General features: G+C 56.4%; 17 protein-coding genes. 11 read left to right on the forward strand and 6 right to left on the reverse strand.

What is annotated here, in order from left to right; genetic code table 11:
• Positions 1 to 131: 131 nt before the first annotated feature.
• The 11 genes from PhaeoP97_RS14565 (at position 132) to PhaeoP97_RS14615 (ending at position 10,266) form a co-directional block, all read left to right on the forward strand.
• Positions 132 to 998 (forward strand): branched-chain amino acid aminotransferase, encoded by an 867-nt coding sequence (locus tag PhaeoP97_RS14565; protein ID WP_072505681.1) that lies wholly within the window; start codon positions 132 to 134, stop codon positions 996 to 998.
• Positions 999 to 1,084: 86 nt separating this feature from the next.
• Positions 1,085 to 1,540 (forward strand): universal stress protein, encoded by a 456-nt coding sequence (locus tag PhaeoP97_RS14570; RefSeq protein WP_072505682.1) that lies wholly within the window; start codon positions 1,085 to 1,087, stop codon positions 1,538 to 1,540.
• Between the two features lie 173 nt (positions 1,541 to 1,713).
• Complete coding sequence (locus tag PhaeoP97_RS14575) at positions 1,714 to 2,277, forward strand: NifU family protein (protein ID WP_072505683.1); 564 nt, start codon at positions 1,714 to 1,716, stop codon at positions 2,275 to 2,277.
• Positions 2,267 to 2,863, forward strand: coding sequence for a tRNA (adenosine(37)-N6)-threonylcarbamoyltransferase complex dimerization subunit type 1 TsaB (gene tsaB / locus PhaeoP97_RS14580; RefSeq protein ID WP_072505684.1), 597 nt, complete (start codon positions 2,267 to 2,269; stop codon positions 2,861 to 2,863). Before PhaeoP97_RS14575 ends, tsaB begins: the two co-directional genes overlap by 11 nt.
• Positions 2,856 to 3,299 (forward strand): GNAT family N-acetyltransferase, encoded by a 444-nt coding sequence (locus tag PhaeoP97_RS14585; protein ID WP_072505685.1) that lies wholly within the window; start codon positions 2,856 to 2,858, stop codon positions 3,297 to 3,299. Before tsaB ends, PhaeoP97_RS14585 begins: the two co-directional genes overlap by 8 nt.
• Before the next feature lie 129 nt (positions 3,300 to 3,428).
• A complete protein-coding gene (locus PhaeoP97_RS14590) occupies positions 3,429 to 4,424 on the forward strand; it encodes a BMP family lipoprotein (protein WP_072505686.1) in 996 nt (331 codons plus the stop codon).
• Between the two features lie 208 nt (positions 4,425 to 4,632).
• Positions 4,633 to 6,162 carry an ABC transporter ATP-binding protein gene (locus PhaeoP97_RS14595; protein WP_072505687.1) on the forward strand — a complete coding sequence of 510 codons (1,530 nt, stop codon included), beginning with the start codon at positions 4,633 to 4,635 and terminating at the stop codon, positions 6,160 to 6,162.
• Positions 6,163 to 7,257 (forward strand): ABC transporter permease, encoded by a 1,095-nt coding sequence (locus tag PhaeoP97_RS14600; protein WP_072505688.1) that lies wholly within the window; start codon positions 6,163 to 6,165, stop codon positions 7,255 to 7,257.
• Positions 7,257 to 8,222: an ABC transporter permease gene (locus PhaeoP97_RS14605; RefSeq protein ID WP_072505689.1), complete on the forward strand. Its 966-nt coding sequence runs from the start codon at positions 7,257 to 7,259 to the stop codon at positions 8,220 to 8,222. The genes PhaeoP97_RS14600 and PhaeoP97_RS14605 overlap by 1 nt, the downstream gene beginning before the upstream one ends.
• A 261-nt stretch (positions 8,223 to 8,483) precedes the next feature.
• Entirely contained in the window at positions 8,484 to 9,407 is a 924-nt protein-coding gene (locus PhaeoP97_RS14610) for a sulfite exporter TauE/SafE family protein (RefSeq protein WP_072505690.1), read from the forward strand.
• A 1-nt stretch (position 9,408) separates the two neighbouring features.
• Entirely contained in the window at positions 9,409 to 10,266 is an 858-nt protein-coding gene (locus tag PhaeoP97_RS14615) for a TIGR02186 family protein (protein WP_420848990.1), read from the forward strand.
• A gap of 29 nt (positions 10,267 to 10,295) precedes the next feature.
• On the opposite strand, the gene PhaeoP97_RS14620 is transcribed toward PhaeoP97_RS14615, so the two are convergent.
• The 6 genes from PhaeoP97_RS14620 to PhaeoP97_RS14645 form a co-directional block, all read right to left on the reverse strand.
• Positions 10,296 to 11,054, reverse strand: coding sequence for an SDR family oxidoreductase (locus tag PhaeoP97_RS14620; RefSeq protein WP_072505691.1), 759 nt, complete (start codon positions 11,052 to 11,054; stop codon positions 10,296 to 10,298).
• Positions 11,051 to 12,589 carry an AAA family ATPase gene (locus PhaeoP97_RS14625; protein WP_072505692.1) on the reverse strand — a complete coding sequence of 513 codons (1,539 nt, stop codon included), beginning with the start codon at positions 12,587 to 12,589 and terminating at the stop codon, positions 11,051 to 11,053. Before PhaeoP97_RS14625 ends, PhaeoP97_RS14620 begins: the two co-directional genes overlap by 4 nt.
• A 67-nt stretch (positions 12,590 to 12,656) precedes the next feature.
• Positions 12,657 to 13,298, reverse strand: coding sequence for an acyl-homoserine-lactone synthase (locus PhaeoP97_RS14630; RefSeq protein ID WP_072505693.1), 642 nt, complete (start codon positions 13,296 to 13,298; stop codon positions 12,657 to 12,659).
• Between the two features lie 93 nt (positions 13,299 to 13,391).
• Positions 13,392 to 14,111, reverse strand: coding sequence for a helix-turn-helix transcriptional regulator (locus PhaeoP97_RS14635; RefSeq protein ID WP_072505694.1), 720 nt, complete (start codon positions 14,109 to 14,111; stop codon positions 13,392 to 13,394).
• A gap of 330 nt (positions 14,112 to 14,441) precedes the next feature.
• A complete protein-coding gene (ccrA, locus tag PhaeoP97_RS14640) occupies positions 14,442 to 15,722 on the reverse strand; it encodes a crotonyl-CoA carboxylase/reductase (protein WP_072506506.1) in 1,281 nt (426 codons plus the stop codon).
• 111 nt (positions 15,723 to 15,833) lie between these two features.
• A complete protein-coding gene (locus tag PhaeoP97_RS14645; protein ID WP_072506507.1) occupies positions 15,834 to 17,288 on the reverse strand; it encodes a 1-acyl-sn-glycerol-3-phosphate acyltransferase in 1,455 nt (484 codons plus the stop codon).
• Positions 17,289 to 17,429: the final 141 nt, after the last annotated feature.

Raw genomic sequence — 17,429 nt, forward strand, 5'->3', positions numbered from 1 at the left:
CCAGCTCCTTTTGCCCATCGGTAATGCCCCAGGTGCGCGTCCAGCTGGAAACCAGGAAAAGGTCTGGACGACTGACCCATTGCGTCCTAGGGTCAACCAATTCCAGCACATCTAATATGACGAGGCCCGGCATGGCGATCAGCAAAACCATTCGCACCTATTTCAACGGTAGCTGGCACGATGGTGATGTCGCGATCATGCATGCCGCAGATCATGCGGCCTGGCTTGGGTCCTCTGTCTTTGATGGCGCACGGCTGTTTGATGGTGTGACGCCCGATCTTGATCTGCATTGCGCCCGCGCCAATGCCTCTACCTATGCGTTGATGATGGCGCCAACCATATCTGTCGATGACATGGTCGGCATAGCACAGGAAGGGTTGGCGCAGTTCGCGCCCGGCTCCGCCGTTTATATCCGCCCCATGTACTGGGCCACCGGAGGCGACTCCACCATGATCGCCCCAGAACCAGATAGCACCCAATTCGCGCTCTGCCTTGAGGAAATCCCGATGGCAGCCGCCTCCGCCTCGGCAACCTTGACACGCACCTCTTTCCGCAGACCTGTATTGGAAAGCGCGGTTGTAAATGCCAAGGCTGGCTGTCTCTACCCGAACAACGCCCGTATGTTGCGCGAAGCACACGCCAAAGGATTCAGCAACGCTCTTGCCCTAGACGCAATGGGAAATGTCGCCGAAACAGCCACCGCCAATATCTTTATGGTGCGCGACGGCGAGGTCTTCACCCCGATTGCCAATGGCACCTTTCTCGCAGGCATAACCCGCGCCCGCCACATCGCCAATCTACGCGCAGATGGAGTCACCGTTCATGAAGCCGTTCTAGGCTACAAGGATTTTGAAGAGGCCGATGAGGTCTTTATGTCCGGCAATATGAGCAAGGTCACGCCCGTGACTGCCTTTGATGACCGCCAGTACAAGATTGGGCCCATCGCCAAACGCGCCCGCCAGCTTTACTGGGATTGGGCGACGAGCATGCGCGATTAATCACGCAGACATAACGCCGCGCGCAGATCTATTGCACCACAGGATCGCTTGCGCCATGATCCAACCCGAACAACCAGAGGATCAGTATGCGCAAATTTCTTGTGGTATTGGATGACAGCCGAGAATGCCTGAATGCGATGCGTTTTGCTGCTATGCGCGCCGCTAAAACGGGTGGCGGGGTTGAGATCCTGTCTGTGATTCCGCCAGATGAGTTCAACCACTGGATTGGTGTCGGCGAGGTCATGCGAGAAGAGGCGCGCGAGCGAATTCATGCTCATTTCGAGGTTTTCGCCAAATGGATGCGGGACCGCCAAGGCATTGAACCCAAATTGGTCATTCGCGAGGGCGAAGCAGTGCCGGAAATCATTGCCCAAATCGATTCCGATCCCGAAATCGGTGTTCTGGTGCTTGGAGCTGGAGATGATCGCAAGGGGCCCGGCCCCTTGGTCACTCAGCTGAGCCGGTCTTCCGGCAGCCTTCCGGTCCCGATCACCATCGTACCCGGTGATCTTTCAAAAGAAAAACTGGAAGCGATCACCTGATCGCTATCAGCCTGCCAGTACGATTCAGACTTTGGCCCGATGCCCGGCTTGGAACGAAAAATGCCAGCCCAGCCAGACGCAGCTCATGTTTGAATCGCATTTAGAATCGTTCCAAATCTTGACTTAAGCGGGCCGGAGGCCCATATCTCTGCCACGCTTTAAGGAGGCCCGACATGTTCATTCAGACCGAATCCACGCCTAACCCGGCGACGCTGAAATTCCTGCCGGGCCAGACCGTACTTGAAATGGGCACCGCCGATTTCCCGACTCAGGACACCGCAGGCAGTTCACCGCTGGCGCAGCGCATCTTTGCAGTGTCCGGTGTGTCTGGCGTCTTTTTCGGCAATGACTTCGTCACCGTAACCAAGACTGATGCGGTTGAATGGGATCACATCAAACCCGCCATTCTTGGGGCGGTTATGGAGCATTATCAATCCGGCCAGCCGGTGATCTCCGAAGGTGGCGAACAGAATTCCGGTCACGCGGAACATACCGGTGAAGATGGTGAAATTGTCAATCAAATCAAAGAATTACTGGATAGTCGCGTCCGCCCTGCAGTGGCCCAGGATGGTGGTGATATTACCTTCCACGGCTTTGATCGCGGCGTGGTTTATCTGCATATGCAAGGGGCCTGCGCTGGCTGCCCGTCTTCGACCCTGACGCTGAAGATGGGGATCGAGAACCTGCTGCGCCACTACATTCCCGAGGTCACTGAGGTGCGTCCCGTTGCCGTCTGACGTCCTCATTCTAGGATTTGATACATCGGCCGCGCATTGCGCGGCCGCTTTGTTGCGGGGCGATGCCATTGTCGCCCAAACCTGCGAAGAAATGGCACGCGGACAGGCTGAAAGGCTGCTGCCCCTGCTGGAAGAGGTGCTTGCGGAGGGTGGCGCAAGCTGGAGCGACCTTGATGCCATGGGGGTCGGCATCGGTCCTGGCAATTTCACAGGCATCCGCATCGCAGTGTCTGCCGCACGCGGGCTTGCGGTTGGCCTCGGCGTTCCAGCAGTTGGCGTTTCAGGTTTTGACGCACGTGCCAAGAACGGTACGCTAGCAGCAATCCCGGCCCCCCGCGAGCACGTCTACGCGACCCCCCCAGGTGAGGATCCCCGTCTCATGCCCTTGGATGAGGCTAAGGAAATCGCCGCAACACACGGTTTGACCCTAGCGGCTGAGACTACGCCGCCCGGTATTGCCGAGGCCATCGCTCGTGTAGCCGCCGGGCGCTTCCAAAGCGAAACCAAAGCCCCGGCCCCGCTATACCTGCGGGCTGCGGATGCCGCACCTGCCAGGGATGCACCGCCGACACTTATCGATGGTTAATGTACTGACACCTGACCAGATGGCCGCTACCCATGCCGCAGCCTTCACGCAGTCCCGCCCCTGGTCTGCATGGGAATTCTCAGGTTTGCTTGACAGCCCGTTCACCTATGCGATCGGGGACCAACGCAGCTTTGCTCTGGGTCGTGTCGTCGCCGGAGAGGCTGAACTTCTGACCATCGCCACCCATCCGGACCATCAACGGCAGGGATTGGGAAAATCCGCTTTGCTGAAATGGATGAGTGAGGCAATTGCCCGCTTTGCAACCGACGGGTTTCTTGATGTCGCATCAGACAACCAGGCTGCGCAGGCGCTCTACCGTTCGCATGGATTCGCCGAAGCGGGTCGGCGGACAGGTTACTATCCGCGCCAGAATGCAGCAGCAGTGGACGCAGTGCTTATGTGCGTCAACTTACGCAAGGCCCAAAGCGCCGAATAACACCAAAAGGTCAAAAAACGGTTGACCCTCTGCGTTGGCTACGGCCTAAATTGTCGCACCTTTTTAAAACCACATGGGTTGGGGCGGTCAAACCGGCCGCAACAAGAACAACAAATTGGGAGTACCCCTATGACCCTGATGAAATCCCTGATGAGCGCCGCGGCGGCCGTGGCGCTGACAGCGGGTGCCGCATTGGCAGAACCCGCGCTGATCTTTGACCTAGGCGGCAAGTTCGACAAGTCTTTCAATGAGGCCGCATTTGCTGGCGCGCAGCGTTGGGCTGAAGAAACTGGCGAAAGCTTCCGCGAAATCGAACTGCAATCCGAAGCCCAGCGTGAACAGGCTCTGCGCCGGTTTGCAGAGGCCGGATCCAACCCGATCGTGATGGCTGGCTTTGCCTTTGCAGATGCTCTGGGCCAGGTCGCTGCTGATTACCCGGATACCAAATTTGTCATCATTGACATGGTTGTTGATGCGCCGAACGTCCGGTCCGTAGTCTTCAACGAGCACGAAGGCTCTTACCTCGTCGGTATGCTGGCTGCCAAAGCTTCAAAGTCCGGCACCGTTGGCTTCATTGGCGGTATGGACATCCCCTTGATCCGTAAATTCGCATGCGGCTACGCCGAAGGTGTGAAAGCTGCGAACCCAGACGCGACTGTCATTGCAAACATGACGGGCACAACCCCGGCAGCATGGAACGACCCGGTTAAAGGCTCTGAGCTGACAAAAGCACAGATCAGCCAGGGCGCCGATGTTGTCTATGCTGCAGCTGGAGGCACCGGTGTTGGCGTCCTGCAAACCGCTGCGGACGAGGGTATCCTGTCGATTGGCGTGGACAGCAACCAGAACCACCTGCATCCCGGCAAGGTTCTCACGTCCATGACCAAGCGCGTTGACAACGCCGTATTCGAAGCCTTCACTGATGGCGTAGATCTGAAAACCGGCTTCAGCGTCATGGGCCTGTCCAATGGCGGCGTCGGCTTTGCCGTTGATGACAACAATGCGTCGCTGATCAGCGACGATATGCAGGCAGCAGCCGACGAAGCTGCGGCAAAGATTGCCACAGGCGAAATCACTGTGCATGATTATATGTCTGACGATAGCTGCCCGGTCCTATCTTTCTAAGAACTAGAACTGCCTCCCGGCCCATCAAGACCATAATGTTGTTGTGATGGTGACCGGGGTTTTCACATTGCCCGGAGGCTGCGCCTTTGCCGCCTCCGGGTTTGATTTTTCTTAGGTTAACCAAAATGCACATGTTAACGGCCAACGGTCTTGTCTGAAGCTGTGCCAAATAACCTGGACAAATCGGGATAAATTAAGGGGAGCCCGAATGACGGCACCAGCAATTGAACTAAAAGGCATTTCCAAAGCCTTTGGCCCCGTTCAGGCCAATAAGGACATCTCGATCCGTGTTTCCCCTGGCACGATTCATGGGATAATCGGCGAAAACGGCGCTGGCAAATCGACTCTGATGAGCATCCTCTACGGGTTTTATAAGGCCGACAAAGGCGAAGTTTGGATTCACGGGAAACGGACGGAGATCCCGGACAGCCAGGCGGCCATCTCAGCGGGCATCGGCATGGTTTTCCAGCACTTCAAGCTGGTCGAGAATTTCACCGTTTTGGAGAACATCATCCTTGGCGCTGAAGATGGTGGACTGTTGAAGCCCTCGCTGAGCAAAGCGCGCAAGTCGTTGAAAGAGCTAGCCGCTGAATATGAGCTGAACGTTGACCCCGATGCACGTATCGACGAAATCGGCGTGGGCATGCAGCAACGTGTCGAGATCTTGAAGGCGTTGTACCGGCAGGCCGACATTCTGATCCTGGACGAGCCGACCGGTGTTTTGACTCCGGCAGAGGCGGATCAATTGTTCCGCATACTTGACCGGCTGCGCGCCGAAGGGAAAACGATCATCCTGATCACCCACAAACTGCGCGAAATCATGGAGTATACCGATACTGTCTCGGTGATGCGCCGTGGCGAGATGACCGCCACAGTGAAAACCGCCGAAACCAGCCCCGAACATCTGGCCGAGTTGATGGTCGGCCGCAAAGTACTGCTGCGTGTCGACAAGGTTCCCGCAACTCCCGGCAAGCCTATCCTTGAGATTGAGAAGTTGAGTGTGGTGGACGAAGCCGGTGTTGCGCGGGTCAAGAACATTGATCTCACGGTGCGTGCCGGTGAAATCCTTGGCATCGCAGGCGTGGCCGGCAATGGCCAATCCGAACTGATGGAAGTGCTGGGTGGCATGCGCGAGGGGCAGGGAACCATTCGCCTGAACGGTCGGCCTCTGCCCTTGTCCGGTACCGGATCTGACGCACGTGCCCGCCGCGCTGCCCATGTAGCACATGTCCCAGAGGACCGTCAGCGTGAGGGTCTGATCATGGATTTCCACGCGTGGGAGAACGTGGCCTTCGGCTACCATCATGCTTCAGAATACCAGCGTGGCATCCTAATGGATAACGCCGCCCTACGCGCCGATACCGAAGCCAAAATGGCCAAGTTCGATGTGCGCCCGCCTGATCCTTGGCTTGCTGCTAAGAATTTCTCTGGTGGCAACCAGCAAAAGATCGTTGTTGCCCGTGAGATTGAGCGGAACCCGGATCTGCTGCTGATTGGCCAGCCGACACGTGGTGTAGACATCGGCGCGATTGAGTTCATTCACAAACAAATCGTGGAACTGCGCGATCAAGGCAAAGCAATCCTTCTGGTGTCGGTTGAGTTGGAAGAGATCCTATCGCTCGCCGACCGTGTTGCAGTGATGTTTGACGGAATGATCATGGGCGAGCGCCCCGCTGATCAGACCAATGAGAAAGAGCTGGGCCTTTTGATGGCCGGCGTCGCGGGGGAGGCCGCGTAAATGGATAAGATGCCTAAATGGGCCGATGTCGTACTGATCCCGCTGATCAGTCTCATGTTGGCCGCTATTCTGTCTGCTCTGGTGATCCTGGGCATTGGCGAAGACCCGATTGCTGCGGTCAAATTGATGGTCTCTGGCGCACTGGGGTCCACCTACGGCTGGGGCTATACGCTCTATTATGCCACCAATTTCCTGTTCACTGGCCTTGCAGTCTCAGTGGCCTTTCATGCCCGGATGTTTAATATTGGCGGTGAAGGTCAGGCGATGCTTGGTGGACTTGGTGTCGCCCTGGTCTGTCTCTACATTCCTTGGCCACATTGGTCTCTGGCGCTGATTTTTGCCAGCCTTGGTGCTGCGGTTTTTGGCGCGGCTTGGGCGGCAATTCCAGCCTATCTACAAGCCAAACGCGGCAGCCATATTGTAATCACCACCATCATGTTCAACTTCATCGCAGCTGCGGTACTTAACTACGTGCTGGTGAATCTGCTGCGCCCCGAAGGCTCGATGGACCCGGCAACGGCCCGATTTGCGGAAACTGTACATCTACCCTCCCTGCATGAGCTGCTCGCGCCGCTTGGCATCGAGTTTTCAAAGGCCGCGCCGGCGAATGTCAGCTTTGTTGTGGCAATTGCTGCCTGCGTCGCAGTCTGGCTGCTGATATGGCGCACCAAGCTGGGCTATGAAATCCGGGCCTATGGAAATTCCGAACATGGCGCGCTGTATGCCGGTATTTCTCCTGTTAAGATCACCATGATCGCAATGCTAATTTCTGGCGGTCTGGCCGGTATGATGGCGACCAACAATGTGATGGGAGAAGCAGAGCGCCTCGTGCTGAACTCTACCGAAGGTGCGGGCTTTATCGGTATTGCTGTCGCCCTGATGGGACGAAGCCATCCTTTTGGTGTATTCCTTGCGGCCATCCTGTTCGGATTTCTTTATCAGGGCGGCGCAGAGCTGGCGCTATGGACCAGCATCCCACGTGAGTTAATCGTGGTTATCCAAGCGTTGGTCATCCTGTTTACGGGCGCCTTGGACAATATGGTACGAGGCCCGCTTGAACGGATCTTCCTCGCCATTCGCCGGGAGAAAGCATGATGGATTTCCTGACTCTGATCCAAGTGCTGGACAGCACCGTTCGCCTTGCGACTCCGCTGCTGCTGGCCTGTCTTGCTGGCCTTTTCTCTGAACGTGCCGGCGTCTTTGATATCGGCCTTGAAGGCAAAATGCTGATGGCGGCGTTCTTCTCCGCTGCTGTTGCCGCCACGACTGGAAATGTCTGGCTGGGCCTTTTGGCTGGCATTGCCTCTTCTCTGGTTTTGAGCGGCCTACACGGGATTGCCTCGATCACCTTTCGAGGCAATCAGCTGATCTCGGGTGTTGCGATCAACTTCCTTGCCGCGGGCATGACCGTGCTGATCGCACAGGATTGGTTCCAGCAGGGTGGTCGCACACCGTCACTGTTCTCAGGCGGACGGTTTGAGCCGCTAAACCTGCCTTTTTCTGATTCCGTGGCAGATGTCCCGATTCTGGGGCCAATCTACAGCGAGCTACTGTCCGGCCATTCAGTGCTGGTCTATCTGGCGTTTCTCGCCGTGCCCGCGACCGCGTGGGTGTTGTTTGGTACCCGGTTTGGTCTGCGTCTACGTGCGGTCGGGGAAAACCCCGCAGCCGTGGACACCGCAGGGGTTTCAGTCGTTGGTCTGCGCTATGCCGCTGTGATGATCTGCGGTCTGCTCTGCGGTATTGCCGGCGCTTATTTGGCAACCGCCCTTCAGGCGGGCTTTGTGAAAGATATGACGGCCGGTCGGGGCTTCATTGCGCTGGCCGCGCTAATCTTTGCGAAATGGCGGCCTTGGCACGCGCTTGGCGCATGCCTGCTGTTTGGCTTGCTGCAAGCGGTGGCGTTGCGTTTCCAGAATATCGAGATCGGCTCATTTGTGATCCCGGTGCAGATGATGGATGCGCTGCCCTACATCCTGACCGTGGTTATCCTTGCAGGTTTCGTCGGCAAGGCCATCCCGCCAAAAGCCGGCGGCGAACCTTATGTGAAAGAACGTTAACTCACGTTTCTCGCCGGCGTGGCCTGACAGCAGGTTCAGTACAGATCAGCAACCGCCCGGCCCGCGCCGGGCGGTCTCTACTTCTGGCCAGTCAATTCACCATTGGATGCGGTGTTTGGCGGCGATCCGTGCCCATCAGCCTCTTGGCACAACTGTATCGCGCAACTTCATAGGTCCAGTTTCCCAATCAACGTCGGTCCTGTTTTCTGCGCAGCGGCATCGACAGTTGATTTTATTTAAGTGCTGCGGTCTAACACTGATATGCAGATTTATCTTCCCATTGCCGAGGTATCGGTTAACGCATTCCTACTCTTGGGGCTTGGCGGCATGGTCGGCATTCTTTCGGGTATGTTTGGTGTTGGCGGTGGCTTTCTCATGACACCACTGCTGTTCTTCATTGGCATCCCGCCTGCCGTTGCTGTCGCGACCGAGGCAAACCAGATCGTTGCCTCATCTTTTTCAGGAGTTCTGGCACATTTCAGACGCCGAACCGTAGATATTAAGATGGGTTTAGTCTTACAGGCCGGCGGGCTTGTGGGTGCGGGTCTTGGCGTCATAGTTTTCAACTACTTGAAGAGTGTCGGGCAAGTCGATCTTCTGGTCAAACTCTGCTACGTCGTTTTCCTCGGTGTCGTTGGGGGCCTAATGTTCGTCGAGAGCCTCAACGCTCTCAGAAAATCACGCAAGAGCAACGGGACTTCTCCTCCAACACGCCGCCAGCGTGGTTGGATCCACGCTCTGCCGTTTAAGATGCGGTTCCGAACTTCGGGCCTGTATATCTCGGTTATACCGCCTTTGCTTGTTGGGGTTGCCGTTGGTATTCTTGCGGCCATAATGGGCGTTGGTGGCGGTTTTATCATGGTTCCTGCCATGATTTATCTGTTGGGCATGCCAACCAAGGTTGTGGTCGGGACATCGCTGTTTCAGATCATTTTGGTGACCGGCTTTACAACCATGCTACACGCAACCACCAACTATACAGTAGACATCGTGCTCGCAGTCCTGCTGCTTATTGGCGGTGTCATTGGCGCCCAGATTGGCACCCGCATAGGCGTCTACCTAAAGGCCGAACAGCTGCGTATCCTTCTCGCTCTGATGGTGCTGGTGGTCTGTCTTAAACTCGGCCTCGACCTACTTCTCATGCCGACTGAGCTTTACTCCTTAGGCAGCGAAGGGGGGCATTGAGATGTCTTCGCTCTTAGTGCCAGTGATCAAGTATCGACTATTTCGCGCCGGCTGCGCTGTGCTTTTTCTTGCAATGCCCTTGGCCTTCTCCGCAAATTTGGCGCAAGCTCAAGGCAGTCTGACGGACAGCGAACCACCCACGGTCCCCCGCGAGGAGGTCGTTCTTGGCTTAAGCCAGGATCGCGTTGCCATCACCGCCGATTTCGATGGTTCCGAAATCCTGATCTTTGGCGCCGTCAAACGCGAAGCGCCTATTCCGCAGGATGATCCGCTTGAAGTCATTGTCGCCATTTCCGGCCCGGCCTCCCCTGTCATGGTCCGCCGTAAGGAAAAGAAGTTGGGCATTTGGGTCAACACCGACAGCGTTCTGGTGGATTCGGCCCCCAGCTTCTACGCGGTCGCAACAAGTGCGCCGTTTGACCAAGTTTTGAACGACACAGAGGATTTGAGATACCGTGTCTCTGTGGGCCGGGCCATCCGTTCAGTCGGAGCAGGTATGCATATCCGGGGTGCGCAGCAGTTTGCCGAAGCTGTGATGCGGATTCGTGCTGACAACGGCCTCTACTCTCTCCGGGAAAACACGGTCGCGGTCGATCAGCAGACGCTCTTTCGCACGGCAATTGAAATGCCTTCTGACGTCACTGAAGGTGCCTATCGGACGCGGATCCTCCTAACTCGCGGTGGAACGGTTGTTGCGCAATATGAGACCACTATTGACGTAGGAAAGGTAGGGCTGGAGCGCTTTCTCTATGCGCTCTCGCGGGAACAGCCCTTCCTTTACGGTTTGATGTCGCTGGCCATCGCCATTGCCGCTGGGTGGGGTGCCTCTGCTGCCTTCCGTCTTCTGCGCAACAGCTGACCCTGCGACGCACTGGCGGTCAATGGAACTCAGCCACGGCCAATGTAAGGCATTTTGGTCGCCATCACTGTCATGAATTGGACATTCGCTTCTAGCGGCAGTTTCGCCATATGTAGCACCGACCGGGCCGCGTCCTCTACCGCAAAGGTTTCCATCGGGCGCGCGCTCGGATCAGCCTCGGCCTGCCGTTCGCTCAGATCTGCAACCATCGGCGTACGCGCATTCCCGATATCAATCTGCCCGCAAGCGATGTTAAAGGCGCGCCCATCAAGCGACAGGCTGCGGGTAAGGCCGGTAATCGCTGCTTTGGTCGCTGTATAGGGCACCGACTGAGGGCGAGGTACATGGGCCGCAATTGATCCGTTGTTGATGATCCGACCGCCTTGTGGCGACTGTTTTCGCATCTGAGCGAAGGCCGCGCGTGCGGCAAGAAACATCCCATTCAGGTTCACATTCACAGCAGCGAACCAATCTTCCAGCGAGATTTCGTCAATTGTCCCCGCCGGAGTAAAGATGCCAGCATTGTTGAACAGAACATCCAGCCGCGTCACGCGCGCCGCAAACAGATCCACTGCGCGGTTTATGGCCACCGGGTCTGTCACATCGGCGGACAGTATATGCGCGCTGCTGCGCCCTTGTGCGACCTCGTCCAGCTTTTCCACTCGGCGCGCCAGCAGGCCTACCTGCCACCCTTCGTCCAGAAACAGTTCAGCCACAGCGCGACCAATGCCGGAACTTGCTCCGGTGATCAGAATACTGCGCTGCTGTTGGGGTTCGGTGCGGCTCATACCGGGCTTTCCTCTTGCATTTCCAAGGTCAAAGCGCTGGCAGGCGCTGCACGCAGGTCGTCCACCTGCAGCGGACCATTGGGCTTCGCAAGACGGTTACGCACCACCCATATAAGCCGTTCCTGCGCGCGTGTAATCGCGACATAAGCGAGGCGTTTCCACAGGGGTTGGCCTGCCTCCACCCGCCCCATACGGGCTGCGGCATAGATATCGGGGGCGAATACTTGCGCCGTCGGCCATTGTGAGCCTTGCGCTTTGTGGATCGTCACAGCTGCGCCATGCAGAAACGCAGCCCCCATCCGCGCGGCAAAGGGAATGAAGGGTTCCTCTTCATCCGGTTTTTCAATCTTCACAATAGAAGCGGCAGACACCTGCGGATCCTCTGCACCCATCACATGCAGGCGCGAGAAACCTGGTTTGCGACCGGGTCCGAGGTAGATCACCTGCGCGCCTTTAATCAAACCCCGCGCCTCCAGATCCAGACGTTTCTTACGGTGTTTCATTGGCAGCTCAATCCCGTCGCAGACCAACGGCTCACCTGCCAAAAGGCTGTCCTCCGGTGCGCCGTGAACGTTGCGAAACGCATTGATCAGTCGAATGCGGGTGTTGTTGCGCCAAACAAGTACCGGTGAGCGCGCCATAAGGTCGACCTCGACCCGCTGCCCCCAGACGACGCGCTCGTCAGTCTTGGAAATCTCCTCAACCATGTGTTCAAACGCCTCGAATCCAACCGCCGGATCGGCAAGCGCATGCGCGAGATCCAAGATAGGATTGCCTGCCTCCTGCCGATGGATGCGGTTCAGAACCAGTTTGCGATCTTCAGGCAGGGTCTCAAACACCATCGCCCCTGATTGATTCACAGGCGCCAGCTGAGCGGGGTCGCCAAACAGCAAAAGAGTTGGAAAAATCTCTTTCAGATCCTGAAACTGGCGATCATCCAGCATCGAAGCTTCGTCAATGAAGCCGATGTCCAGTGGCTCCTCCCGCCGTTTCCAGCCCGTGATAAAATCCGACCCACGCAGACCTGCAACCGCAAGAGCGCCCGGTATGGATTTGTTGCGCTCATAGAACGCCTTTGCACGCGCAAGGGCTTCTTCTGTCAAGCCTTCGATCTCTGGCTCGTCCCCAGTACCGGTCAGCCACTCGGCAATTCGTTCATACTCAGGATCATATACTGGCGTGTATAGGATCCGGTGGATCGTCGTAGCAGGCACACCGCGCAAACGTAGCACACTCGCGGCCTTGTTGGTTGGCGCCAAGATCGCAAGCGTTCGGCGGTCTTCGCTTTTCTTGCGACTTTCGTAGTCGCCAGAAACCACTTCGACGCCTGCGTCTTCCAGAGCCTTGTAAAGCTCGGCAAGCAGCAATGTCTTGCCCGAACCCGCCTTCCCGACAACAGCCATAGCGCCACCGTCACCGCGTGGCGGATGCAACAGATCTGCTTCCAGATCGACCCCTGCCTCATGCAGAAGGGCGGCGACGCGATCAAAGGCAACCGCTTGATCGTCGGAGAATTCAATAGGTGCTGCGCTCATGGCGCGACCCTATAGGCGCGGGGCTAGCTGCACCAGAGCAGACCGCCCCGCATCCGGCGGTTTCGCCTCACCCTGTCAACGCAACTGGACCTAGGCGCCCCGCCCCACCAAACGAACGGTCGAACCATAGCGTCGACAGTTCGGTCTGAATGCCTGCCCGCTCAGCAACACGATGGTACGCCTCTGTGGAATAGTCCCACAAGCCGAGACAGATCCGATCCCGCCCTTCGCCCATGGTTCCGACAATTTCGGGGCTAAACCCAAGAGAACGGTAGATCCGCACCATCCTTCGATCAAAGACACCTGCGAAATGGGCGATGTTGAAGTTCCGCATGATCTCCAGTCCACCAAGGGTTAAAGCCCCGGCAACATTGCCACTAGCGTCACGGGACAGGCAGAAGCGGGTGCATTCCCAGATCAGAGGGCTGCTGATCGCGTCCTCCCCCGTCAGCTCAGGAAAGACATCGTTTACCATGATGGGGCCAGTGGATGGCAGAAACCGCATTGAGCCACCATGACTGCCATCGGGTTGCTCCCAAATCACATAGAGCGGATCCAGCGCATCATATTCGTCGCGCTCTTCGCCGTGACCATCAACCGACACATCCCAGCCGAGCCGTGTCTTGAACTGATCTGCACGATCTACAAACATTGAATGAGCCAACTCACGGTGCTGGTTCAGGTCGTGTGCATATACATAACGAAGCATAATTAGTCCCCTTTAGATAGAAAAGTGGGACCAGATTACGACCAGAAGAGATTCTCAACTATAAGGTTAATGAATGCTAATCGCTTCAACACCTTAGATGATGATGAGCCCAAGACTCAGGGCGCGGGCGATAGCATGGGTGGTATTGATAGCTCCCAATTTGAAGCGCGCGCTCTCAATATAGACTCGCAATGTATGTTCTGAGATGGTCAGTGTCTTAGCCACCTGCGCGCGACTGTAACCCATTGCGAGCAGGGTCAGCGCGTCGATCTCTCGCGGTGACAAGGGCTGCACATGTTCAGGACTGCGGTCCGGCTCGAACTCCAACGCCTTGCGATTGAAGTAGTGGCCAATCAGTATCAGATCCCGGCTGTGTTTGTCCGTAAATCCGGCCCAGGTTTCATCATCACAGTTATGACTAACCGTGAACAAGGCAAACTGTCCATTCGGCCCACGGATCGGAATTGAGTATCCTTGGTTCCCGACGTCATGGGCCATTGCATCCTGAAGAAATTCACGTGCCGGCTTGGAGCTCCAATCCAACCGCCGCCAATCCACTGGGTGAAATCGCTGATAGCAGCCGATGATCACCGGATCGACACGCACATAGGATTTTTCCTGATAGCGTTCGATCCAGTCCTGCGAGTAGGTGCCAAAGTGATAGTGATCCCCTGCGCTATCAACCCAATGATACATCGCATGGTCGACCTCAAATGTGTCGCACACTCTCTGAATGATCTCTTGCAAGCCATCAACCGTAGTTGTGGCGTCCAGCACCTCGAGGATCAGATCAAGATTTACTTTGGTTGCCATGAACCGCCTGATTTCTCACTTTATCGCCGCGCAGCCCCTCTGCGCCATCAAGGATGGAGGCATAATTTGCATCCCGTTCCCAGACGTCTATGTGCCGCGATCGCCGATGCAGCGTCAACGGAAAGACCTCATAATGAACATGTTTTTATTCGCTACAAGTTTATCTAGCACGTGGTATCACATTGTCTGCCCTACAATGCCAGACAGCTTCAATCCCCGCCATCCTGTACGTCCACACCAAGCGGAAACCAGCAAGCCAACTTAATGTACAAAAAAACGCCAGTCGCAGCATGCGACTGGCGGGAAAAACGCTGATTACCGGCTAATGTCTTAGCCTGCCAGGACATCCTCCAATGTGCGCAGACCGGTGCGCGGAGCTTGAACCAGAACAGACATATTGCCTGGCTTATGTTCATTCCGCAGCATCTTCATATGTGCCTCTGGTAGGTCCGACCAAGAAAACACCTCAGACATGCAAGGGTCCAAGCGACGCTCCACCATCAGCTTGTTGGCAGCCGCCGCCTGCTTCAGATGCGCAAAATGTGATCCCTGAAGACGCTTTTGGTGCATCCACATATACCGCACATCAAAGGTTAGATTGTAGCCTGTGGTGCCCGCACAGATCACGACCATGCCGCCCTTTTTGCAAACGAATGTCGAAACCGGAAAGGTGCTCTCGCCGGGATGTTCAAACACCATATCCACATTCACACCCTTACCGGTGATATCCCAGATCGCTTTACCGAATTTACGGGCTTCCTTGAACCAGGCTGCGTACTCTGGGGTGTTCACTGTCGGCATCTGCCCCCAGCAGTTAAAATCTTTGCGGTTGATAACGCCCTTGGCCCCGAGCCCCATTACGAAATCACGTTTGCTCTCGTCCGAGATCACCCCGATCGCGTTGGCACCTGCCGTGTTGATCAACTGGATCGCATAAGAGCCAAGACCACCCGACGCGCCCCAGACCAGAACGTTCTGACCCGGCTTCAAATCATGCGGCTCGTGGCCGAACAGCATTCGATACGCGGTGGCCAATGTAAGTGTGTAACAGGCGCTTTCTTCCCATGTCAGATGTTTGGGACGCGGCATCAGCTGCTGTGACTGAACATTTGTGAACTGCGCAAAGGATCCGTCAGGGGTCTCATAGCCCCAAATCCGCTGGCTTGGAGAATACATCGGATCGCCGCCGTTGCACTCCTCATCATCGCCATCATCCTGGTTGCAGTGAATCACCACTTCGTCGCCAACTTTCCAGCGCTTTACCTTGTCCCCTACCGCCCACACGATGCCCGAGGCATCAGAACCGGCAATATGGAACGGGGCTCCATGGCCGTCAAAGGGGCTGATCGGCGTGCCAAGCGCGGCCCAAACGCCGTTGTAGTTCACACCCGCAGCCATCACAAGAACCAGCACATCGTGGCTGTCCAGCTTGGGCACATCAACAACCTCCTGAACCATCGCTGTATCCGGGTTGCCGTGGCGCTCCTTGCGGATGGTCCAAGCGTACATTTTCTGCGGCACATACCCCATCGGGGGCAGCTCACCAATCTCATAGAGCTCTTTTTCAGGGGCCTCGTAGGAGAGGGCGCCGTTTTGCGTATCCAAAGCCATGCTGGCCTCCATTTATTCCGCTGTTTGCCGCAATGCAGAATCACGGCTGCTATCTAGGGAATAGAATTCGACAAGCAAGAATGCAACAACATTTACTCATTTTAGGTAATTTTATGACCCAGCAGATGCAGAAAAACTATTCGCCGTTGCAGCATTATTCGGCTGTGAAGGTAGGTCACCTGATGGCGAAGGGATCAGATGACGGATCGAATTCGCGTAATACATCAGGAGCTCGTGCTGGTTTGCCACGATGCGGTATTGGCCACCCTGCTGATGCACTATTCCCCTCACTACCAGTTGGCGCAGGCCTACATCTGCCGCGTATCCACGGCTGTCTCGTGGCGTGTGGACATGAGCAAATGGCATCTGTGCCAGAAGGTCATCCATCGCATGTTCTATTGCGGATCGGCTAAGCGGCCGTGCGCCATCTGACGCACGCACCAAAGCCGCCGCGACCAGGGCAACAGGCAAGACGGGAACACATTCACCGATCCGCCGCATCAATTCCTCTGCCAGCACCGTTGGCGTGTTTTCTCCTTCCTCGCGCAGGAAAAAACCCCGAAAACTGAGGGGGCGACCAAAGCTAACGGCAGCATAGCCGAACCGCTGATAACGCCCGGTCATCCAGAGCCAAAGTTGGCGCGCGATACGAATTGCCACAACATGGATCGGGGCGCGGAACCGGCGTTCACCGGATTGCGCCGCAGAGGTCAGAATTTTATCCTCCAGCACCCGATCATAGTTCAACGCAACCGGCACAAAAACCACATCACGACCGCTGTCTTCCTGCGCAACCTGCCCGTCCACAATATACTTCAGCAATCCCAGCTTCGGCTCCGCCAAGGAACCATCTAGACTTAGGCCGCCTTCAGGAAATATCGCCTGGGTGACACCGTTTTGAGTAGCAAGACGTACATAGGTTGCCAGCACACGGCGATAGAGATCATTTCTGGATTTACGACGGATGAAGTAGGCCCCCATCGCGCGGATCAATCGCGACAATGGCCAGACCCGCGCCCACTCCCCAACAGCATATGACAAAGCTGAGCGATCCGCGGCCAGATAGGTGATCAACACGTAGTCCATATTGGAACGGTGGTTCATGACAAAGACCACAGTGGCCTCAGGGTCGATCGCCTTCAGGGCCGTCTCGTCGATGTATCCCAAGCGGACCCGATAGATGGCATTGGACAAAAACCGTGCCAAACGGATTGCGATACTGAAATAGGCAACTGCCGAAAACGACGGAACAATCTCACGGGCATAGCGCCGGGCTTCTTCGAAGGCGACGTTTTCAGGAATGCCCTGCGCCCGGGCATGATCCGCCATCGCCTGCGCTACTTGGGGGTCATAGATCAGCCGCTGGATCATGTCGTATCTTCGCGCCAGCTTGAAAGGTTGGATCGGCCGTTCAAGCCGCTGGTTCAATCGCGCAACGGCCCGTTCCAGGCGACGTCGAAAGAACCATCGTACGGACGGGAACAAAAAATGCGAGGCAAAGGTGACCGCAGCAAACAGCACGATCAGCACAAAAAGCCACATTGGGAGTTCGACGGTCTGCGTCATCACCTTGGACCCTTGCCCAAGCCAGACAGCTTTACAAGCCCCTTGCCCGCTCAGGTCGTCCGCCAGCCGCACCGCGCCGTTGTCCGATCGGCACCTAAGCATATCAAAGCAACAGGTGTCATTCGTACACAGCGGGATCAG

This window comes from Phaeobacter porticola, from assembly GCF_001888185.1.
Taxonomy (GTDB): Bacteria; Pseudomonadota; Alphaproteobacteria; order Rhodobacterales; family Rhodobacteraceae; genus Phaeobacter; species Phaeobacter porticola.

Excerpts from the sequence above, each read along its gene's own strand:
- PhaeoP97_RS14565 (WP_072505681.1), top strand. The coding sequence starts at position 132 with ATGGCGATCAGCAAAACCATTCGCACCTATTTCAACGGTAGCTGGCAC.
- PhaeoP97_RS14570 (WP_072505682.1), top strand. The coding sequence starts at position 1,085 with ATGCGCAAATTTCTTGTGGTATTGGATGACAGCCGAGAATGCCTGAAT.
- PhaeoP97_RS14575 (WP_072505683.1), top strand. The coding sequence starts at position 1,714 with ATGTTCATTCAGACCGAATCCACGCCTAACCCGGCGACGCTGAAATTC.
- PhaeoP97_RS14585 (WP_072505685.1), top strand. The coding sequence starts at position 2,856 with ATGGTTAATGTACTGACACCTGACCAGATGGCCGCTACCCATGCCGCA.
- PhaeoP97_RS14590 (WP_072505686.1), top strand. The coding sequence starts at position 3,429 with ATGACCCTGATGAAATCCCTGATGAGCGCCGCGGCGGCCGTGGCGCTG.
- PhaeoP97_RS14595 (WP_072505687.1), top strand. The coding sequence starts at position 4,633 with ATGACGGCACCAGCAATTGAACTAAAAGGCATTTCCAAAGCCTTTGGC.
- PhaeoP97_RS14600 (WP_072505688.1), top strand. The coding sequence starts at position 6,163 with ATGGATAAGATGCCTAAATGGGCCGATGTCGTACTGATCCCGCTGATC.
- PhaeoP97_RS14605 (WP_072505689.1), top strand. The coding sequence starts at position 7,257 with ATGGATTTCCTGACTCTGATCCAAGTGCTGGACAGCACCGTTCGCCTT.
- PhaeoP97_RS14610 (WP_072505690.1), top strand. The coding sequence starts at position 8,484 with ATGCAGATTTATCTTCCCATTGCCGAGGTATCGGTTAACGCATTCCTA.
- PhaeoP97_RS14615 (WP_420848990.1), top strand. The coding sequence starts at position 9,409 with ATGTCTTCGCTCTTAGTGCCAGTGATCAAGTATCGACTATTTCGCGCC.
- PhaeoP97_RS14620 (WP_072505691.1), bottom strand. The coding sequence starts at position 11,054 with ATGAGCCGCACCGAACCCCAACAGCAGCGCAGTATTCTGATCACCGGA.
- PhaeoP97_RS14625 (WP_072505692.1), bottom strand. The coding sequence starts at position 12,589 with ATGAGCGCAGCACCTATTGAATTCTCCGACGATCAAGCGGTTGCCTTT.
- PhaeoP97_RS14630 (WP_072505693.1), bottom strand. The coding sequence starts at position 13,298 with ATGCTTCGTTATGTATATGCACACGACCTGAACCAGCACCGTGAGTTG.
- PhaeoP97_RS14635 (WP_072505694.1), bottom strand. The coding sequence starts at position 14,111 with ATGGCAACCAAAGTAAATCTTGATCTGATCCTCGAGGTGCTGGACGCC.
- ccrA (WP_072506506.1), bottom strand. The coding sequence starts at position 15,722 with ATGGCTTTGGATACGCAAAACGGCGCCCTCTCCTACGAGGCCCCTGAA.
- PhaeoP97_RS14645 (WP_072506507.1), bottom strand. The coding sequence starts at position 17,288 with ATGACGCAGACCGTCGAACTCCCAATGTGGCTTTTTGTGCTGATCGTG.